Source organism: Flavobacterium sp. NRK1 (genome assembly GCF_024054175.1).
In the GTDB taxonomy this organism is placed as follows: Bacteria; Bacteroidota; Bacteroidia; order Flavobacteriales; family Flavobacteriaceae; genus Flavobacterium.
Genome location: NZ_JAMXLA010000001.1, coordinates 1,234,528 through 1,254,460 on the forward strand (window position 1 = coordinate 1,234,528; position 19,933 = coordinate 1,254,460).

16 protein-coding genes are annotated in these 19,933 nt (G+C 37.6%); 4 read left to right on the forward strand and 12 right to left on the reverse strand.

The features are described 5' to 3' along the window. Positions 1-31: 31 nt before the first annotated feature. The 5 genes from NHE85_RS05830 to rnpA all read right to left on the reverse strand — a co-directional run bounded on the left by NHE85_RS05830 (position 32) and on the right by rnpA (position 6,027). Positions 32-850, reverse strand: a complete 819-nt coding sequence (locus NHE85_RS05830) for an OmpA family protein (protein ID WP_252810586.1) — start codon at positions 848-850, stop codon at positions 32-34. A gap of 7 nt (positions 851-857) precedes the next feature. Further along, complete coding sequence (locus tag NHE85_RS05835; protein WP_252810588.1) at positions 858-2,837, reverse strand: KUP/HAK/KT family potassium transporter; 1,980 nt, start codon at positions 2,835-2,837, stop codon at positions 858-860. 106 nt (positions 2,838-2,943) lie between these two features. Then, positions 2,944-3,771, reverse strand: coding sequence for a sulfurtransferase (locus tag NHE85_RS05840; protein ID WP_308219346.1), 828 nt, complete (start codon positions 3,769-3,771; stop codon positions 2,944-2,946). Between the two features lie 50 nt (positions 3,772-3,821). Next, positions 3,822-5,456, reverse strand: coding sequence for a S41 family peptidase (locus NHE85_RS05845; RefSeq protein WP_252810590.1), 1,635 nt, complete (start codon positions 5,454-5,456; stop codon positions 3,822-3,824). Between the two features lie 181 nt (positions 5,457-5,637). Continuing rightward, a complete protein-coding gene (gene rnpA / locus NHE85_RS05850; RefSeq protein WP_252810592.1) occupies positions 5,638-6,027 on the reverse strand; it encodes a ribonuclease P protein component in 390 nt (129 codons plus the stop codon). A gap of 311 nt (positions 6,028-6,338) precedes the next feature. Here rnpA and NHE85_RS05855 point away from each other — a divergent pair, with 311 nt between their 5' ends. Beyond that, complete coding sequence (locus NHE85_RS05855; protein ID WP_252810594.1) at positions 6,339-6,575, forward strand: hypothetical protein; 237 nt, start codon at positions 6,339-6,341, stop codon at positions 6,573-6,575. Positions 6,576-6,754: 179 nt separating this feature from the next. Here the strand turns inward: NHE85_RS05855 and NHE85_RS05860 are convergent, their stop codons facing one another. From NHE85_RS05860 to NHE85_RS05890, 7 genes are all read right to left on the reverse strand, one after another. Then, positions 6,755-7,831: an HmuY family protein gene (locus NHE85_RS05860; RefSeq protein WP_252810596.1), complete on the reverse strand. Its 1,077-nt coding sequence runs from the start codon at positions 7,829-7,831 to the stop codon at positions 6,755-6,757. A 5-nt stretch (positions 7,832-7,836) separates the two neighbouring features. Next, positions 7,837-10,005 (reverse strand): TonB-dependent siderophore receptor, encoded by a 2,169-nt coding sequence (locus tag NHE85_RS05865; protein WP_252810598.1) that lies wholly within the window; start codon positions 10,003-10,005, stop codon positions 7,837-7,839. Positions 10,006-10,254: 249 nt separating this feature from the next. Continuing rightward, positions 10,255-11,571 (reverse strand): Fe-S cluster assembly protein SufD, encoded by a 1,317-nt coding sequence (gene sufD / locus NHE85_RS05870; protein ID WP_252810600.1) that lies wholly within the window; start codon positions 11,569-11,571, stop codon positions 10,255-10,257. 64 nt (positions 11,572-11,635) lie between these two features. Beyond that, positions 11,636-11,998, reverse strand: coding sequence for a four helix bundle protein (locus NHE85_RS05875; RefSeq protein ID WP_252810604.1), 363 nt, complete (start codon positions 11,996-11,998; stop codon positions 11,636-11,638). Between the two features lie 36 nt (positions 11,999-12,034). After that, the gene (sufC, locus tag NHE85_RS05880) at positions 12,035-12,781 is read right to left on the reverse strand and encodes a Fe-S cluster assembly ATPase SufC (RefSeq protein WP_252810606.1); all 747 of its coding nucleotides are present in this window, start codon (positions 12,779-12,781) and stop codon (positions 12,035-12,037) included. An 87-nt stretch (positions 12,782-12,868) separates the two neighbouring features. Further along, positions 12,869-14,317, reverse strand: coding sequence for a Fe-S cluster assembly protein SufB (gene sufB, locus NHE85_RS05885; RefSeq protein WP_252810607.1), 1,449 nt, complete (start codon positions 14,315-14,317; stop codon positions 12,869-12,871). Between the two features lie 96 nt (positions 14,318-14,413). Further along, complete coding sequence (locus NHE85_RS05890) at positions 14,414-14,743, reverse strand: iron-sulfur cluster assembly accessory protein (RefSeq protein WP_252810610.1); 330 nt, start codon at positions 14,741-14,743, stop codon at positions 14,414-14,416. A gap of 159 nt (positions 14,744-14,902) precedes the next feature. Here NHE85_RS05890 and NHE85_RS05895 point away from each other — a divergent pair, with 159 nt between their 5' ends. From NHE85_RS05895 to NHE85_RS05905, 3 genes are all read left to right on the forward strand, one after another. Beyond that, entirely contained in the window at positions 14,903-15,760 is an 858-nt protein-coding gene (locus NHE85_RS05895; RefSeq protein ID WP_252810612.1) for an MBL fold metallo-hydrolase, read from the forward strand. A 542-nt stretch (positions 15,761-16,302) separates the two neighbouring features. Further along, positions 16,303-17,916 carry a S8 family peptidase gene (locus NHE85_RS05900; protein ID WP_252810613.1) on the forward strand — a complete coding sequence of 538 codons (1,614 nt, stop codon included), beginning with the start codon at positions 16,303-16,305 and terminating at the stop codon, positions 17,914-17,916. A gap of 62 nt (positions 17,917-17,978) precedes the next feature. After that, entirely contained in the window at positions 17,979-19,865 is a 1,887-nt protein-coding gene (locus NHE85_RS05905) for a M1 family metallopeptidase (protein ID WP_252810615.1), read from the forward strand. The last annotated feature ends 68 nt before the right edge of the window (positions 19,866-19,933 follow it).

A 19,933-nucleotide genomic window follows, 5' to 3' on the forward strand; every position in this document is an offset into this window, starting at 1 on the left:
TGAGCGGCCGTTTTTGTTGTTTTATAAGTAATTATATTCCTGTAATTACAAGTTCCACCCTTCTGTCATACTCTGTTCCCTTACCAAGCGGAACGGTATTACCGTAGCCTTTATGCGTCATACGGTTAGGGCTTATTTTTTTAGATATAAGGTATTTATATACGGCAAAAGCCCTGTTTTTAGAAAGTTCACGCTTGCGGGTATCTTTATCTATGGCTTCCCGCTGAAAACTTGGCGTACAACAAATATGCCCCTGTATTTCAAATTTGATGTTTTTGTACCGCATAAGAAAACGTGCCATTTTATCAAGCTCCTGTTTAGATTTGGTTGTAAGCTTGCTGCTGCCGCGCGCAAACAGTATATTATCAAGATAAATATGGTCGCCTATAATTACATCCTTTTTAAGAACATTATATACTCCCGGTTCCAGTTTAGGCGGCGGAAGCGGCTTAAAGTTTATTGTAACGTCTACACGGCGGTTTTTAGAGCGCGCCTCGCTTACATTGTCAATATCTTCATCAAGTAAAATACGTCCTTTACCCTCTATCGTTACAATAATCTTATTTTTAATACCACGCCCCAAAAGAGTATCCCTAATGGTATTTGCCCTGTTTGTAGAGAGCTTAAAGTTATATTCGTCTTTGCCCCTGTCGTCGCAGTAACCAAAAATCTGAATGCTTTCAATGCGGGTAGTGTCTATAGCCTTAATAAATGCTACCACATTGTTTCCCTGTTTGTCATCAAGATTATACTTGTTTACATCAAAATAAACCGAATAAACAGTTTCTTCCTGAGCAAGTGCAATAGTAGTAATTAAAAGAGTGAGTAGTGTGTAAAGTGATTTTCTCATCTAAGATTTAGTTGGGGCAGTCATCTATTCGTACCAGGTTAAAATCTTCAGGCGGATGGATTACGATAGGGAACTTCTCTACTTTAACAGAGCTGCTGTCCAGACCAAAAGCACGTCCTTCCGAAAGACTTATTTTTTTAAGTATAAAGTAAATATCTAATATAATTCTTTCATACCACGGCAAATCGTTGTCGTAAGAAAGGAATTTTTCTATAATTACAAATTTAAAGTCGCCAATTACATTATTACGATTAAGCGATTCGTAACGGCTTGTAATATCTACCTCGCTGCGTTTCACCATATCGCGCACTACCTGCTTAAACATTAGGTTTACTCTCGGCGCTACACGGAAACCAAGATAAAAGTCTACCCTTATAACGTCATCTTTCATTATTTCGCGTACACGATATTCCATTTTGTAAGGTTCATCCACCACATTTACGTGAACAAACCAGTATATATCGGCACGTTTAGGTCTTTTTTGCAGTATAGAATAAATAATTTTAGATTCTATTTCGTCTCCAAGCTGTGCATTGGTCATATATACTAAATGCGTAGCATATTTAGGAATAGACATGTCGTTACTAAGCTCAGAAAGTACCGTTTTGTAGTTTGCAATTTTAGTAAACTCGGTATATTCACTACGAATTCTTTTTGCTGTAAACCAAACAGCCATGATCATGGCCAGCAGTCCCGCAATACCCAGCGATACATAACCTCCGTGGTGGAACTTGCTTATGTTAGCTATAAGAAAAGAAATTTCTATAGTAAAGTAAATGCATATTACAGCCACTATAAGTATTTTGTTATAGCGCTTCATAACCATATAATATCCCAGCAGAGTAGTTGTCATGAGCATACAAAGCACAATAGCAAGGCCATATGCCGCCTCCATATTACCCGATTCCCTAAAGTGAAGCACAATAAACACACACCCCAGGAATAAAAGCCAGTTAATAGATGGTATATAAAGCTGCCCTCTTAATTCTGTTGGGAATTTTACAGATACTTTTGGCCAGAAGTTAAGCCTCATAGCCTCGGAAATAAGTGTAAACGAACCGCTTATTAAAGCCTGAGAAGCAATTACCGCAGCCGATGTTGCAATAGCAATACCAAACGGCAGAAACCAGTCCGGCATTAGTAAATAAAACGGGTTGCCGGGATTAGTAGGATTACCGCTAAGTGTAGAAAGTGTCTGGCCAGAATGTGATATTAGATAAGCTCCCTGTCCAAAATAGTTAAGTACCAGCATTGTTTTTACAAACGCCCAGCTTACACGGATATTTGCCCTGCCACAGTGCCCCATATCGCTATATAATGCTTCTGCCCCTGTGGTACACAGAAACACGAAACCAAGTACATAAAAACCTTCGTGGTGAATGCTTAACAAATGTATAGCATAGTAAGGATTAAGCGCTTTAAGAACACCTATATTGCCAAAAAGCGGTATAGTGCCCAGCACGCCCAGCATACCAAACCACAAAAGCATCATAGGACCAAAAAATTTACCTATAAACTTACTGCCAAAACGCTGTATAAAGAACAGTATAAACAATATGGTTATAACAATAGGCACAGTATCAAGCTCAGGCTGATAGGTTTTAAGACCTTCTATTGCAGAGGATACCGAAATAGGAGGTGTAATAATACCGTCTGCCAGCAATGCACTACCACCAATAATTGCGGGTACTATGAGCCCTTTTTTCTTAAGCCTTTTTACAAGCGTATAAAGGGAAAAAATACCACCTTCACCTTTGTTATCGGCATTAAGGGTTAAATACACGTATTTAATGGTAGTCTGCAATGTAAGAGTCCAGAAAATACAGGACAAAGCGCCCAGTATTACCTGTTCTTCAATAGGCTGTTCGCCTACAATTGCTTTCATTACGTATAGAGGGGAAGTTCCTATATCTCCGTAAATAATTCCCAAAGTAACCAGCAATCCGCCAAGCGTTACCTTGTTGAGTTGTATGTGATTGGTGCTCACGATAAATTTTAATTAAAGAACAAAGGTACTCCTTTTTGAAAAATCTGCCAGATAAACCCGTAATATTTAACCTTAAAAAAATCTGTTATGCTTTGATGCATAATTATTAAACTTCCGATGCAATGGTTTTATTGTTTCTTGACCATTCACTCCATGATCCTACATAAAGTTTAGGTAAGGGTAGGCCTGCATAATGCATAGCCAGTATGGTATGGCAAGCTGTAACGCCCGATCCGCAATGTACAATTGCCTCTGATGAGGGTGCACTACCCAATGCACTGATGAACTTATCTTTTAAAGTTTCAGGCGATAAAAAAAGCCCGTCTACATCAAGACTGGTTATATAGGGTATATTGATAGCCCCGGGAATATGTCCGGCAATAAGATCTATAGTTTCTGTTTCGCCCTTAAAACGTTTGCTGTCTCTTACATCTATAATTACTTTTCCTGATTGAGAAGCCGCTTCTACATCATCTATTGTCATTGAGGGAAGCAGCCAGTTATTAAATATATAGTAGGGAGATGGAGAAGGTATTTCTGCCAGGTCACTAAGCGGAAAACCTGCTTTAACCGCAGCCTCCAGCCCACCATTTATTACCTGCACTTTATCATGCCCTGCAGCGCGCAGCATCCACCAGAATCGTGCTGCGGCGTTAGCCCCCCTTTTATTGTCGTAAACCACAACATGGCTCTCGGGCTTTATACCCAGCCGGGATAATACTTTACTAAAATGAGCAGTATCCGGTAATGGATGCCTCCCTCCTTTTGCAGCATCAGGAGCAACAGCGGCAAGATCTGTATTTAAATCTACATGTACAGCTCCTTTAAGGTGCTGTGTAGCATAGCTAATGCTATCGCCGGCATCTACAATAACAACTTCAGCTGTTTTAACAAGTGCTGACAAATCCTTCGGATGTAGTATTGGCTGCATCATAGCTAATGATATTAAAAATCCCCATGACGTTATGACACAGGGATTATGATTTATTGAGACAATATCTTGTTGTATTGTGCACTATTTGCAAGCAGCGCTGCAGATTTCTGAATTTCAGGATTGCTTGTTATATAGTATTTATACAATCCCTCTTTATACTGATAACGCTTTATAAGCTCATCCCTCAATAATTCTTTTATTTCCTGCTTATGCACATTAAGTTCGTTTTCTTCGCTTTTTTGTAATGCTGCAAGCAACTGCTGGTACTGCACAGCAATTGCAGCATCCATTTTTTCTTTTTTAGCTACATCCATTACCGCTTTAATCGATTTTTCTGTTTCGGTATCAAACTGAAAATTATCTTTTTTAAGTGATTGTTTCAGCGCCTCAAAGTCGGCATCCGTTATATTAGGGATACCCGTAAGGTTTGGATTTTTATAATAGTAGGTTGTAGCATAATTAAATAATCCGTCATTTTTTACCAAAGCATCAGATATTGGGCTTTGTTTTGATTCTTCAAGCTCTACATCCGGCAAAATGCCACCGCCATCATAAACTGTTCTCCCTTTTTTGGTTTTAAAGGCATTGTAATCTTTTTTATCTATCCTTATGGCTTTGCCTTCTGCATCTTTATGAGCATAATCAAGTGCCTGAATACCACGCCCTGATGGTGTATAATATCTTGAAATAGTCACTTTTACCTGAGTACCGTAGGTTAAATCCAGCGGGCGCTGTACCAGCCCTTTCCCAAAACTTCTGCTGCCTACAATTACCGCGCGGTCCAGATCCTGAAGTGCACCCGCAACAATTTCTGAAGCTGAAGCACTGCTGCCATTAACCAGTATTACAAGCGGAATTTCAAGATCTACGGGAGCTCTCTGAGTCCTGTAAGTATTGTTATAGCTTTCGTTTTTAGATTTTGTAGTAACAATAGTTTCACCCTGTGGTACAAACAAATTACATACCGCTACTGCTTCATTAAGTAATCCGCCCGGATTACCTCTCAGGTCAAGTATAATGTTTTTAGCACCATCTGCTTTAAGCTGCAAAAGCGCCGCTTTGGTTTCGGAAGATGCTTTGCCGTTAAATTGTGACAGCACTATATAACCGGTATCCTTACCAATCATACTATAAAAAGGCACTGCATGAATATCTACCTCATCCAGTACTATTTCTGTAGAATAGGTTTTACCCTGACGAATGTATTTAATAGCCACCCTGGTATTTTTGCTCCCTTTAAGCAATTCGCCGGCATCTTCTTTAAAATCAGAAAGGTTTACATCGCCAATCTGAATAATTTCATCTCCTGCTTTAAGCCCTGCTTTATCTGCAGGATAATCTTTATAAGGCTCTTTAACAATAAGCTTACCCTCTTTACGGGTAATAAGCGCACCTATTCCGGTATATTCTCCTGTATTGTTTATCTTAAACTTAGCCACATCCTGCTCATTAAAATAAACAGTATAAGGATCAAGATCGGCCAGCATATTTTTTATGGCTTTATCCATAAGCTGCCCCGGGTTTACCTCATCTACATAGTTATTGTTTACCGTTTTAAACAATGTGGTAAATATTTCTATCTGCTTGGCAATTTCAAAAAAATCGTTTTTAAAGCTTACCCCCACAAACAAAAATGCAGATGCCACAACCGGCAGTACATATCTTTTCTTAGGCATTTTTAGCATAGTTCTTCCTCTTTAATTTTTTCCTTACAATAAAAAACGCAATCACGAAAATAAGTATAAAAGGCCAAATGTACAGCAAACCAATGAAGAAACTTGATAAGCCTTAAATCAGACTATATTTCAGTACATTATTAAGCCACAATTAGAGTAATAACGTTAACGAGATAAAATAAGTATAGTATTAAAGTTCTTCCAGCGCAGCAAACTTTTCAAAAAGCTGAATTGTTTTTGCGTTTATTTCCTCAAATGAAAGACGATCCTTAGTCTGGTAAAAAAACATAAAAGCATAAGGTTTGTCCAGCTTTTCTATGATAATATGCTTGTGATGACGGTAGGTTTCGCGAAGCAGGCGTTTAAAATAATTACGGTCGTGTGCGCGCTTAAAATGCTTTTTGGAAACCGAAACCCCCATTTTTAGCGGAGTATCTTCAGCTTCGTCTTCATAAAGAGGCACATATACCAAACGCAACGGATATTTTGAAACCGATTTACCTTCCGTAAACATACGGTCTATCGTGTTTCGGCTTTTAAGCTTCTCCTGTTTTGGATATGTAAACGGCCTGTTTTGCATCGCACAAAGGTAGCAGTTACATTTAAATGAAAATTAATAGCTAAAACATTTCTTCCCTATTCGTAGTAAGGTTTTATCTGCTTCTACATAAATTTCCACAATTCTATCTACATTATTCTACAATTTACACACTATAATTAATTTTTAATTTCAGTTATTAAAAATAAGCCAACATTACATAAACAACTGATTTACTATTAATTACATACCATTAATATAAATAAAACCCCTGTTATAAAAGTAACGGCATTGTACTTGCCTTATCTTAATCAGAAACACAGAACATAATCATAATAAATATCCACACACACATGAAAAAGTTATTTTTAAGCGCATTAATGCTAACAGGCGTTATGGCAATGGCACAGGAAAAACCAGCTACAGAAACTACAAAACAACCTGTACAAACAACTCAGGCTGCAACAACCAAAGAGGTAAAACCAGCTACACCTGCATCTCAGGCCGAACCGGCTAAAAAAGCTGAGGCTACTGTAAAAGAAGAAAAAGCAACAGCTAAAAAGGCTGACCCAGCTAAAAAATCTAACTAATTTTTTAGCGCCACTATATATAACGCAGGATTTCTATTTTTACCTGCAAAGAAACCCGTGATTTTGTCATGGGTTTCTTTTGTTTTAAAGGCAAAGTATGAGCTATAAAAACACGAATCCCGACGATTATTGCATAACCGGCGGGATTACAAAATAAAACAAAAACTAACTTAATATATTTATTTCAGCAATTCGTACTGAAAAACAGGGAAGCCTCTTTCTCCTTCTGTACTAACCATAGAAATAAATTTTACTTTATAAATATTGCTTTCTCCGTCTTTAACTACAAAGAAAACATTGTTATATACAGCATGGGTAAATACATCGCGCCAATCTGCACCTATAGCTCTTTGATCTGTGCTGTAGGTATAATTACCCGATGTAACATCTGACAGTGTAAAAGCAGCGTATGCGTTGGCATCGCCTTCTACTTTAAAGGCAGTAACCCCCGCTTTTGAATTTGTAACTACAAAATCGGCATAAAAATAAGCTCCCGCAGATCCTCCTGTACCATCAAAAACTTCATTGGTAAATGTGGTAAAGTTTAGGTCCCATTTATCTTTTTGCGGTTCTACATTTACTGTAACACCCGTAGTAAGGTTAAAAAAAGTATGATTGTAAGCTGCATCTTTAGCTATAGACACTGTTGTAGCCGTAGTAGCATCAATAGCTGCAAACTGAAGCTTATATCCATTACCATCCTGCCATACTTTTACTTTTTTCCATCCCCTTGGCGTACCGGAAACATTTGCCGATCCGGCATCGGGTTTTTGTGTTGGCACACTGTTGCCAAGGTTAACAAGATATACAGATGCAGATGCCTCATTAGACGCTATTTCACCAAAAGCAGTACTGTTAATATCACCTGTAGGATTATCTACATAAGCCATATTTTCGGCATTAAAGGTTCCTATAGCTACAGTAGCATCTGAAACCTGAACCTGAGTAATATCGGTAGTTTCAAGCTTTTTTACAGCCATTCCTAATGCGCCGTTTATTACAACATGAGGGGTTGTGCCGGAATAAAATCCTAAGTCCCATGAATCTCTTGAAATTTCCAAAGCTGTTTCGCCACTCAGGTCTATATATACCTGGTTTCCCTGATTGGCTCCGCCAACATTAAGAGGATTTTCTGTACTGCCAAATACTGTACCTGAAGAAGGTGCAGGAACTACAGGGTCTATTTTGCTATTATCATCACTGCTGCATGCAGCCAGTGTAAGGAATGTAAATGATAGAAGGATTAATTTTTTCATTTATATTAAAAATTAAGATTGTATGTAAGTTTCAAAAAATAAGACCGCCCGTATCCCATAAGCATGTCGGTAGTTCCGGCAGAATGCTGCCCTGCATTAGAAGCAACGCTTGTATTAATATTTACCACATTAAAAATATTTCTCGCGCCAAGCGTAGCATCGAGCCTTTTACTGAAGAAAGATCTTTTGGCAGATGCATCCATAAAACTGAACGATTGTATATCCTGCAATATATATTCGGGATTACTTAAAGAGCCATTTTCTACATATTGCTGTGTTTTGCCATTCAGCTTATAGTACACTGTAAATGAAGTATTCCATTTTGGTATAGAATAAGTAACATTGGTATTTAACTGGTAGTTATATAGAAATTTATCATCTGATTTAATCTGGCCGCTATCCATTTTTCTTGAAATACCTGCAAGGGTAAACCCTACTCTCGCCTGCCAGTTATTATAACCCAGCTGGTGCGTGGTGGAAAAGTTCCACATTTTATAACTATTTATGTTTACGTATTTGTATTGCAATTGCGGATTTACCCCTATTACCGCCATTTCTATTCGGTCCGTAATGTCGGTATAACTCACCGATGCCATATTAGATAACTGCAGCCCTGAATTAAAAAAAGTAAGTTTTTTACCGCTCACTTCAAACGAATTAGCATTTTCCGGAATTAAATTTTTATTGCCCTGAATGTTATGGTTAGCATCTACCATATAGGTATATAATTCATCATACGTTGGGGTACGGTATGACCTGCCATAAGAAGCTCTGGCTTCATACCCATTACTATACAATTGCCTTAATCCTAACGATGCCGCCCATTGGTCTTCAAACCTTGATTGAAATGAATAACGCACCCCCGGACGCACCGAAAATTTATCGGTTACACTTATCTCGGCAGCCGTAAAAGCATCGTAATTTTCAATTCTTTTTTTCAGATCTGTACCTGCCTGATCCGGATCATTGAAATTTCCTGACAGTGAAGAGCTGTAACCATTAGTATTTACAGCTTCATAGCCAACCTGAAGATCTACCTTTTTGTTATTAAAAAAATTACTTAAAGTACCTGTAGAATAAAGTACTTCGGTATCCTGATACGTTTGTTCTTCATTATTGGCTTCGGCACCGGTTTGTATATAATATTTAAAATTTTCAACATCTCTTTTCTGCTTTTGATGCGAAACCGAAACATTGTAATTTAAATACCCTATTTTACCCACTGCATTTAAATGATGATAAAATTTTTGAGTATCGTAACGCCTGTCGACAGCTACCCTGTAGGTTCCAACACCCGAAACAAATTCGTCGGTTACAACCGGATTGTAAAAATCGATATCTTCATTAAAATAATCGAATTTGTAGAAAATACGAAAATTGCCTTTTTGATACCTAACAAGAGCGTTTGTAAAAAACTGCTCTTTAGGCAGCCAGCTATAACCACGATTATGCTGAGGATCTAAAACATCGTAATCGGTATAATCACGGCCCCCCCTGTCATCAATAAAACCTTCAAAATCATTTCTGTTAGCCCCTATAGCCGCATACCAGTTTTGATTAATGGTATGCGCAACCCTTACTGCCTGTATATGGCGGCCTTTATCGCCTAAGGGTTCATACTCATCTCCAATGGTTTCTTCCTGCGCAGTGGCACTTATTTCCCACTTATATTTGCTGTTCTTTTTAGTGATAATGTTTATTATACCGCTTACAGCATTAGCACCGTGCGTTACACCCATGGCACCCTCAATAATTTCTATTTGCTCAACATCGTCAAGGTTTATCTGGGTAACATCTACATTATTGCCTAAACCTGTATCGCTTACTAAAGGAACATTATCAACAAGTACCTTTAAATAGTTGCTGTTTAACCCAAACATAGATACTGTAGAGCGCCCCGAATCATTGTTGGGCTGAATGGTAATGTTTAAGTATTGGTTCAATACATCGGCCAGATTGTTACCCGCCTGTCGTTTTATATCCTCAGCAGATATTACACGTACGTTAAAAACTGATTTTTTTATTGATTGCGGCTCTATCTGCCCTGTAACCACCACTTCTTCCAGCTGAGTAGTTTTAATAGCTCTAACAGAGTCTGTAGCGGTTTCCTGAGCTAATGAAGTGAAACCAATTAAAAATGCTGTGGATAAAAATACCTGTGCTTGCTTATGCATTACTAACTTAAGTTAGATTAATTCTAAATTACGGCAAAGCTAAGTGTCGCACTCTAGATATGCAAATTATTTTTATTAATTCTAAATAAAAGTAGTGAAGTAAGAAAAAATAAGATTTCTAGTAATTATATTTTATTGATTGAACTGGAGAAATTCATTTGATAAATCCAAATGAATATCGCACACAATGGGTTAAAAAACAAAAAAGCCTTCGCAATGCGAAGGCTATATATATTTTATTAACGGGTATTATAAATCAAAACCCATGCTTACATTAAGTTTGGAAGCAATAAGTTTTGTAATCCTGTTTTTAAGTTCAGGTATTCTTATACTCTCAATAACTTCGTTGCTAAAAGCATACATAAGCAGTGCTTTAGCTTCTTTTTGTGGTATTCCGCGGCTTTGCATATAAAACATAGCGCTTTCATCAAGCTGCCCTATAGTACAACCGTGAGAACATTTTACATCGTCGGCAAAAATCTCTAATTGCGGTTTGGCATTTATAGTAGCCTTATCGCTTAATAGTATATTATTATTCTGTTGGAAAGCATCCGTTTTCTGCGCTTCTTTCTCAACATAAATCTTACCGTTAAAAACACCTGTAGCATTGTCATCAAAAATACCTTTATAATTCTGATGGCTTTCACAATTTGCTTCAGCATGGCGTACTAATGTATAGTGATCTACAAGCTGCTTGTCGCCAATAATGGTAATTCCTTTCAGCGTACTCTCTATATGCTCTCCCTGGTGGTAAAAATTAAGGTTGTTACGCGTTATATTACCTCCAAAAGAGAAAGTATGCACAGAGGCGTTACTATTCGCTTTCTGAGCTATATAAGTATTATCTACAAGGTTAGCACTTTGCAGGTCATTCTGAATTTTGTAGTAATCTACAATAGCCCTTTCCTGCACAAATATTTCGGTAACAGCATTAGTAAGCACCGGATTACTGTTAAGGCTCTGATGCCTTTCTATAATCTGTACCTGAGCATTTTCGCCAACAACTATAAGGCTCCTTGGCTGCACCATAAGCGCCGCTTCATTACCTGTAGAAAGGTACATGATCTCAATAGGCTTATCGGCAACTTTGCTTTTAGGAACATTTATAAAGGCCCCTTCACTGGCAAATGCTGTATTTAAAGAGGTAAGACTATCTTCTGTATTCGCTATTTTATTAAAATAGGTGTCTATAACTTCTTTATATTTAGGCTTTGTAAGTGCCGAAGACATTAAGCATACATCAAGCCCTTCATGAGTTGTGGAAGAAAGGAATGAGCTAAAAATACCGTCTATAAAAACAATTTTATAAGTATCTATTTCATGAAGAAAGTACTTTTTCACATCAACATAACTTACCACATTTTCCTCTTTAGGGAAAACACTAAAATCATTTTTAAGAACCGCATTTAGCGATGTATATTTCCAGGCTTCCTCTTTTTTATTGGGGAATCCTTTGGTCTCAAAATTCTTTATAGCCCTGGTACGGATATCATGCAGATCTGAATCTACATCTACACGTTCCTCAAAAGCCATAAAAGAAGATAATAATTTGTCTTTTAAATCCATTTTATAAAGTCAAAAGTCATAAAGTCATAAAGTCAAAAGTCATAAAGGACTTCTTTCCATAAACTTATTTACTAAGATATTTAATAAAACCGCTAAGCAGTCTTGATATTTCGCTAATCTCAAGAAGTAAATCATCAAATGCTTCCTGAGTAATATAATTTAAATCTAATGCCAGATATAATTGAGACCTCATCTCTCCTGCAGAACCTTTTGCAATAAACAAAAAGTGTACAAACTCTTTATCTGTATGTCTTTCAAAACCTTCGGCAATATTAGATGATATTGAAACCGATGATCTTCTAATTTGTCTTGCCAAATCTAAATCTTTTCTAAAAGCATCATTTTCGGTAAGTTGGTATATTTTCTTATTGAGAAGTCGGGATTTTTGCCACGAATTTATTTCTTCAAAAGAATTAAACTTACCCATTTACTTTCGACCTTATGACTTTCGGCTTTAGACTATTTAGTTTTCAGATTTAATCCAGTCGTAACCTTTTTCTTCAAGTTCATAAGCCAGCTCTTTGCCTCCCGATTTTACAATTTTACCATTGTAAAGCACGTGGACAAAATCCGGAACAATATAATCAAGAAGCCTTTGGTAGTGGGTAATTACAATAACTGCATTGTCTTCGCTGCGCAATTTGTTTACACCGTTGGCAACAATTCTAAGCGCATCAATATCAAGGCCTGAATCGGTTTCATCCAGAATAGCCAGTTTCGGCTCAAGCATAGCCATCTGAAATATCTCATTACGTTTTTTCTCACCACCCGAAAAACCTTCGTTTAACGAACGTGATAAAAATTTCCTGTCAATTTCTAAAAGCTCCGATTTTTCACGGATAAGCTTAAGCATTTCATTTGCAGGCATTTCATCCTGTCCTTTAGCTTTACGGCTTTCATTGATAGCCGTTTTCATAAAGTTGGTTACAGATACCCCAGGTATTTCTACAGGATACTGAAATGAAAGGAAAATACCTTTATGTGCTCTTTCTTCAGGTGCCAGTTCACCAATATCTTCTCCTTCAAGGATAATTTCCCCGTCAGTCACTTCATAGTCTTCTTTACCGGCAATAACCGAGGAAAGTGTACTTTTACCAGAACCGTTAGGTCCCATTATAGCGTGTACTTCACCGGCTTTAACCTCAAGGTTTATACCTTTTAGAATGTCTTTATCTTCTACTCTTGCGTGCAGGTTCTTAATTGAAAGCATTGTTGTATTAAAAGTTTCAGGTTTCAGGTTTCAGGTTCTGCTCAAACCCGTCTCCAGCCTTATTTATAAATCTATCGTTTTAATTCCTTATCCTACTGATCCTTCTAAAGAAATCTCAAGCAGTTTTTGCGCTTCAACAGCAAACTCCATCGGCAGCTTGTTAAGCACGTCTTTACTAAAGCCGTTTACAATAAGAGCAATAGCTTTTTCTGTAGGTATGCCCCTCTGGTTGCAGTAAAACACCTGGTCTTCACCAATTTTACTGGTAGTTGCCTCATGTTCTATTTTAGCTGTAGTGTTTTTAGATTCAATGTATGGGAAAGTATGCGCACCGCAATTGTTACCCATAAGCAACGAATCACACTGCGAGAAGTTACGGGCATTATCTGCCCTTGCTCCAATTTGTACAAGGCCACGGTAGCTGTTTTGCGATTTACCTGCCGAAATACCTTTAGAAATAATAGTACTCTTAGTGTTTTTGCCTAAGTGAATCATTTTTGTTCCGGTATCTGCCTGCTGGAAGTTGTTTGTAACGGCAATAGAATAAAATTCTCCTACCGAGTTATCGCCTTTAAGCACACAGCTGGGGTATTTCCATGTAACTGCCGAACCGGTTTCAACCTGGGTCCATGATATTTTAGCGTTCTTTTCGCAAAGGCCGCGTTTGGTTACAAAGTTATATACACCACCTTTACCCTCTTTATTACCAGGAAACCAGTTTTGTACAGTACTGTATTTAATTTCTGCATCATCCAGTGCAATAAGTTCTACTACAGCAGCATGCAACTGATTTTCATCACGTGACGGTGCTGTACATCCTTCAAGATAGCTTACATAACTGCCTTCATCGGCAACTACAAGCGTACGCTCAAATTGTCCTGTTCCTGCCTGATTAATTCTAAAATAGGTAGAAAGCTCCATTGGGCAGCGTACCCCTTTAGGAATATAGCAAAACGACCCGTCAGAAAACACAGCCGAGTTAAGCGCTGCATAAAAGTTGTCTTTTTGCGGCACAACAGTTCCAAGATATTTTTTAACAAGCTCAGGGTGTTCTTTAATAGCCTCAGAAATAGAGCAGAAAATAATTCCTTTTTCAGCAAGGGTTTTCTTAAATGTTGTAGCTACAGAAACAGAGTCCATAACAATATCTACTGCTACGCCTGCCAGTTTCTTTTGCTCATCAAGAGATATACCCAGTTTCTTGAATGTTTCAAGCAATTCAGGATCTACCTCATCAAGGCTTTCATATTTCGCTTTTTTTAGTGGTGCGGAATAGTAGGAGATCGCCTGAAAATCAGGTTTCTCATAATGAACATTTGCCCATTCCGGCTCTTTCATTTCTTCCCATGCACGAAAAGCCTCCAGTCTCCATTCCGTCATCCATTCAGGCTCTTCCTTCTTTTTAGAAAGCGCCCTTACGATGTCTTCGTTAAGCCCGTTGGGAAATGTTTCAGATTCAATGTCAGTATAAAAACCGTACTCGTACTCTTTTGTTTCGAGTTCAATTTTTAATTCCTCTTCAGTATACTTGCTCATTATTCTTTTATTAAAAGATTTAAATTTGAAAGATTTAAAAATTCTCTCCTAAACCCTCAATTTTAAATACTCTATAAATTTTCAATTCTTCAATGCTTAAAGCGAGAAGCTCTCCCCGCATCCGCATGTTCTTTGCGCATTTGGGTTATTGAAAACAAATCCTTTTCCGTTAAGCCCCCCTGAATATTCCAGAATAGTTCCTGCAAGGTAAAGGAAGCTTTTTTTATCTACGGCAATTTTTATATTATTGTCTTCAAATACTTTATCATTTTCGCCCAGGGCTTTGTCAAACTTCAGTTCATATGACAAACCTGAACATCCGCCGCTTTTAACACCTACCCTAACATAGTCGGTAGCTGCATCAAAGCCATCATCTTCCATAAGGGAAATAACCCTTTTTTTTGCTGTTTCAGATACTTTTATCATGATTTATAAACTTATAATTAGTCTAAATTTAGTGCAAAGATACCACATTTTTATATAATGCAATAAGAGGTACAGTTTTTATACAAATACTGTTATAAGCAATACTTATACCAATACTTTACTGCAAAATTGTTAATTTGGCTCCATAAATTTATTATAATGAAATTATATCCTATAGAGAGCGGTAATTTTAAGCTCGATGGCGGTGCCATGTTTGGTGTTGTGCCCAAAACAATATGGAATAAAACCAACCCTGCAGACAACAATAACCTTATAGACCTTGCAGCACGCTGCCTGCTTATTGAAGATGGCAACAGGCTTATACTGATAGATACAGGGATGGGCAATAAGCAAAGTGAAAAATTCTTTGGCTATTACTCTATGTGGGGCGATCATTCTATAGATAAGTCCTTGGAAAAATATGGCTTTAGCCGTGATGAAATTACCGATGTATTTATGACGCACCTGCATTTTGACCATTGCGGCGGGAGCATTCAATGGAATAAAGACCGTACAGGTTATGAACCTGCATTTAAAAATGCGCGTTTCTGGACAAACAAAAATCATTGGGAATGGGCAACTAAACCTAATGCCCGCGAAAAAGCATCTTTTCTTACCGAAAATATAATCCCGATGCAGGAAAGCGGACAGCTTAATTTTATTGAAAGGCCCGATGCAGGTTTTTTAGAACAAAGCGAATTAGGTTTTGGAATATTTTTTGCCGATGGCCATACCGAAAAGCAAATGATACCGCATATAAACTATAATGGAAAAACTATAGTTTTTATGGCCGATCTGCTTCCTACTGTAGGGCATATTCCGCTGCCTTATGTAATGGGATACGATACACGCCCCCTGCTTACTATCGACGAAAAGGAGCGTTTTCTTACTACGGCTGCAAATAAAGGGTATTATTTGTTTTTAGAACATGATGCACATAACCAGATAATAACTGTACAGGAAACGGAAAAAGGAGTCCGGTTAAAAGAATTATTCACCTGCGAAGATATTTTTTAAAAGAACATTCAAAATCTGCTCACAAGGCAGATTTTTTATGCTCTGTAAATATTTCATAACCACCAGTGTTTACAGGTGGTTTTTCGATATAAAGAATAAAAATATCGTTAAAGTGCTATTTTTCTGAAAAAAAATTGAAATTAAGTGTAACAATATTCTTATAGATGAGTCTATTATAACTGGCCTTACTATTTAAATAAAAACAGAGGCTATATTATCGGGAAATGCTTATGGTTTAGCTACGATAATTTATAATAAAATATTAGGAATCTCCGCAGGTATCATTGAAATAGATTGAGTTAGTATACAATCCAAGGCAAGAAACGCTGCGGGTTCCTTTTTTTAATTTGGTATAAAAGGTCTTCTTTTAATCAAATTACAACCCTCATTCTTATTTCAGCTTTTTCAGAATCTTCATTTTTAACATCTTCAGAAATAAAAACTTTACGTAAAAACATTCTAAATTAATGTTTATAGTTAATTTTGTGTAACAAAATGCGTCTACATTAGACCAATTTTTTATAAATAGTAATTTACAGAATATGAAATTCAGATCAATTTACCTGTCGTTAGCGTTGGCATTAGCGCTTGCAAGTTGCGGGTCTTCAAAAATTACGGCAGAGCCAATTGCCATAAAAACAACTATTACGCCTAAAAAGGCGGATCTTACAGATGCACAGGAAAAGCGCTGGAGTGATCTTGACCTTGTAAAAGATACCATTCCCGGAATGAGTGTAGACAGAGCTTATGAACTGCTTAAAGGAAGAAAAAGCAAAAAAGTTATTGTTGGTATAGTAGATTCAGGAGTAGATATCAATCACCCTGAACTTAAACCTGTTGTGTGGACAAATACTAAAGAGGTTGCCGATAATGGTATTGACGACGACAAGAACGGTTATATTGATGACATACACGGATGGAACTTTTTAGGAAATGCTGAACATGAAAACCTTGAATATGTGCGTATTCTTAAAAAAGGCGATGACGGTTCGGACACTTATAAAAGAGCAAGAGCCGAATATGATAAAGAAATGAAAGAGGCTCAGCAGGGTAAAATGCAAATGGATTTTATTACTAAAGCCGACCAAAAAATAAAAGCTGAACTTAAAAAAGACAGCTATACTGCAGATGACCTTAAAAATCTGAAAACTACAGATCAGTTAATAACAATGGTTAAGCCTCAGTTTATCCACCTGTTAGGCACAATGACATCTGAAGAGCTTGCAAAAGAAATTCAAAGCGGTAAAGAACATTATGACAATCAGTTAGAGTATAATCTTAACGAAAAATTTGACGGCCGTAAAATTGTTGGAGATAATCCTGATGATATTACAGATACAAAATATGGAAACAACAATGTAATAGGCCCTGTTGCCGAAGGTGCTAAACACGGTACACACGTTGCAGGTATTATTGCCCAGACAAGAGGTAACGGTGTTGGCGGAGATGGCATTGCAAGCAATAATGTAGAAATTATGGCTGTACGCGCCGTGCCGGATGGTGATGAGTATGATAAAGACGTAGCACTAGGTATTCGTTACGCTGTAGATAATGGTGCTAAAGTAATCAACGGTAGTTTTGGTAAATACTACTCTACGCACAGCCAGTGGGTATATGATGCTATTAAATATGCTGCCGAAAAAGATGTACTTATTGTTTGTGCTGCCGGAAATGAAGGCATGGACCTTAATGCTGATGGCAAAACTGTAGAACGTTATCCTAACGATAGTAAAGTAGGCGGCCCTGAAATTTCAGATAACTTCCTTACTATAGGTGCTATAAGCTACAATTATGGCCCGGAACTTCTTGCTAACTTTTCAAACTACGGTAAAAGCGAAGTAGATATTTTTAGCCCGGGAGTTAGAATTTATGCTACAACACCAAACAATTCATATGAATACCTTCAGGGAACATCAATGGCTTCTCCTAATGCAGCAGGTGTAGCAGCACTTATACGCTCATACTACCCTACTTTAACAGCTTCTCAGGTTAAGCACATTATTATGGATTCTGGTATTCCTGTAGATATTCAGGTTAACCTTGGCGGTGATCCTGATGATCAGAGATCATTCAGTGAATTATCCAGATCAGGAAAAATTGTAAATGCTTATAATGCAATTATTCTTGCTGATAAAATTTCGAGAGAAAAGAAATAAGAAAATATAATTTTTTTAAGAATGGAAGGGCGCAATCCCTTCCATTTTTTTATTTTTAGCCCATGAAAAAATTAGTATTACTGGCATTATTATCGGCTACAGGCCTATATGCGCAAAACAATCCTAACCCCGGTTACTGGCAGCAGCACGTAGATTATAAAATGAACGTGTCTATGGATGTGAAAACTTACCGCTACACCGGTAAGCAGGAACTGGTATATACCAACAATTCTAAAGATACGCTTAACCGTGTTTTTTATCACCTTTACAACAATGCTTTTCAGCCTGGCAGCGATATGGATGCACGACTAAAAGCCATTGCCGATCCTGATAGAAGAATGGTAAAAACCTTTAAAACGGCCGATAAAACTACCTACGAAAGCCGTATCAGTAACCTTAAACCCGATGAGATTGGCTACCTGAAAGTAGAAAACCTAAAACAGGATGGTGCTGCTACACAAAATAAACTTGCAGGAACAATACTGGAGGTTACACTTGCAAAACCGCTTTTACCGGGACAATCTACCACACTTACAATGGATTTTGAAGGACAGGTTCCGGTACAAATTCGCCGTAGCGGAAGAAATAATGCCGAAGGTGTTGCTCTCTCTATGACACAGTGGTACCCAAAAATGGCCGAATATGATTTTGAAGGATGGCATACTAACCCTTATATAGCACGTGAATTTCATGGTGTTTGGGGTAATTTTGATGTAAACATTACTATTGATAAAGATTATACTATAGGTGGTACCGGTTACCTGCAAAATAAAAATGAGATAGGAAAAGGCTACCAGGATGAAGGCGTTGAGGTTAAATATCCACGAAAAACAAAAACACTTACGTGGCATTTTGTAGCGCCAAATGTGCATGATTTTGCCTGGGCTGCCGACAGCAATTTTGCTCACGACAAAATAATGGGTGAAAACAATACCGAACTTCACTTCTTCTATAAAAACACGCCTGAAAACCAGGATGGGTGGAAAAGGCTTCAGCCAAAAACAGCCGAAATTCTTTCATATTATAATAAAATAGTAGGTAAATATCCGTATAAGCAATATTCTGTAATACAAGGTGGAGACGGCGGTATGGAGTATGCTATGTGTACACTTATAACAGGCCATACGTATGAAGGTCTTGTATCTGTAACGGCTCACGAATTTGGGCATTCATGGTTTCAGCATGTTCTTGCATCTAACGAAACTGAGCACGGATGGATGGACGAAGGCTTTACCACTTACATTGAAGACCTGGCAATGCACAACCTTATGCCTGCTAAAGATAAAAATGAGCAGGAAGCAAATCCTTTTGCAGGATCGTATGCCAATTATTTTTACATGGTAAAAACAGGTAAAGAACAGCCTTTAAGCACTCAGGCAGACAGGTTTGACCTTAACATGCTATATAGTATTTCATCGTACAGCAAAGGTTCAATTTTTCTTTCGCAGCTTGGTTACTTAATAGGCGAAGACAAACTTGCTGAAACCATTAAGCGTTATTATGCCGACTATAAATTTACACATCCTACGCCTAACGATATAAAACGCACTGCCGAAAAAGTTACCGGTGCTCAGCTTGGCTGGTATTTAACTGATTGGACAGAAACTACAAACACTATAGATTACAGCCTTAAAGCCGATGAGGATGGGGATGCAACCAAAGTTACCCTTGAACGTATTGGACGTATGCCTATGCCTATAGATATTATTGCAGTTTATGAAGACGGAACACAGGAAACATTTTATGTGCCGCTACGCTCTATGCGTTATATAAAAGATAATCCGTATCCTTCATTAAAACGCACTGTGCTGGCTGATTGGGACTGGGCCTACCCAACGTATAATTTTACAATAAATAAGCCTAAAAAAGCCATTAAAGTACTTATGATAGACCCTTCTGAACTTATGGCAGATGTAAACAGAGATAATAATGTTTATATAGCACAATAGTTTTAATAAACTTGTGTCCTATCCACAATTCATCATAAACAAAAAAGCAGTACCGTTGAAGTACTGCT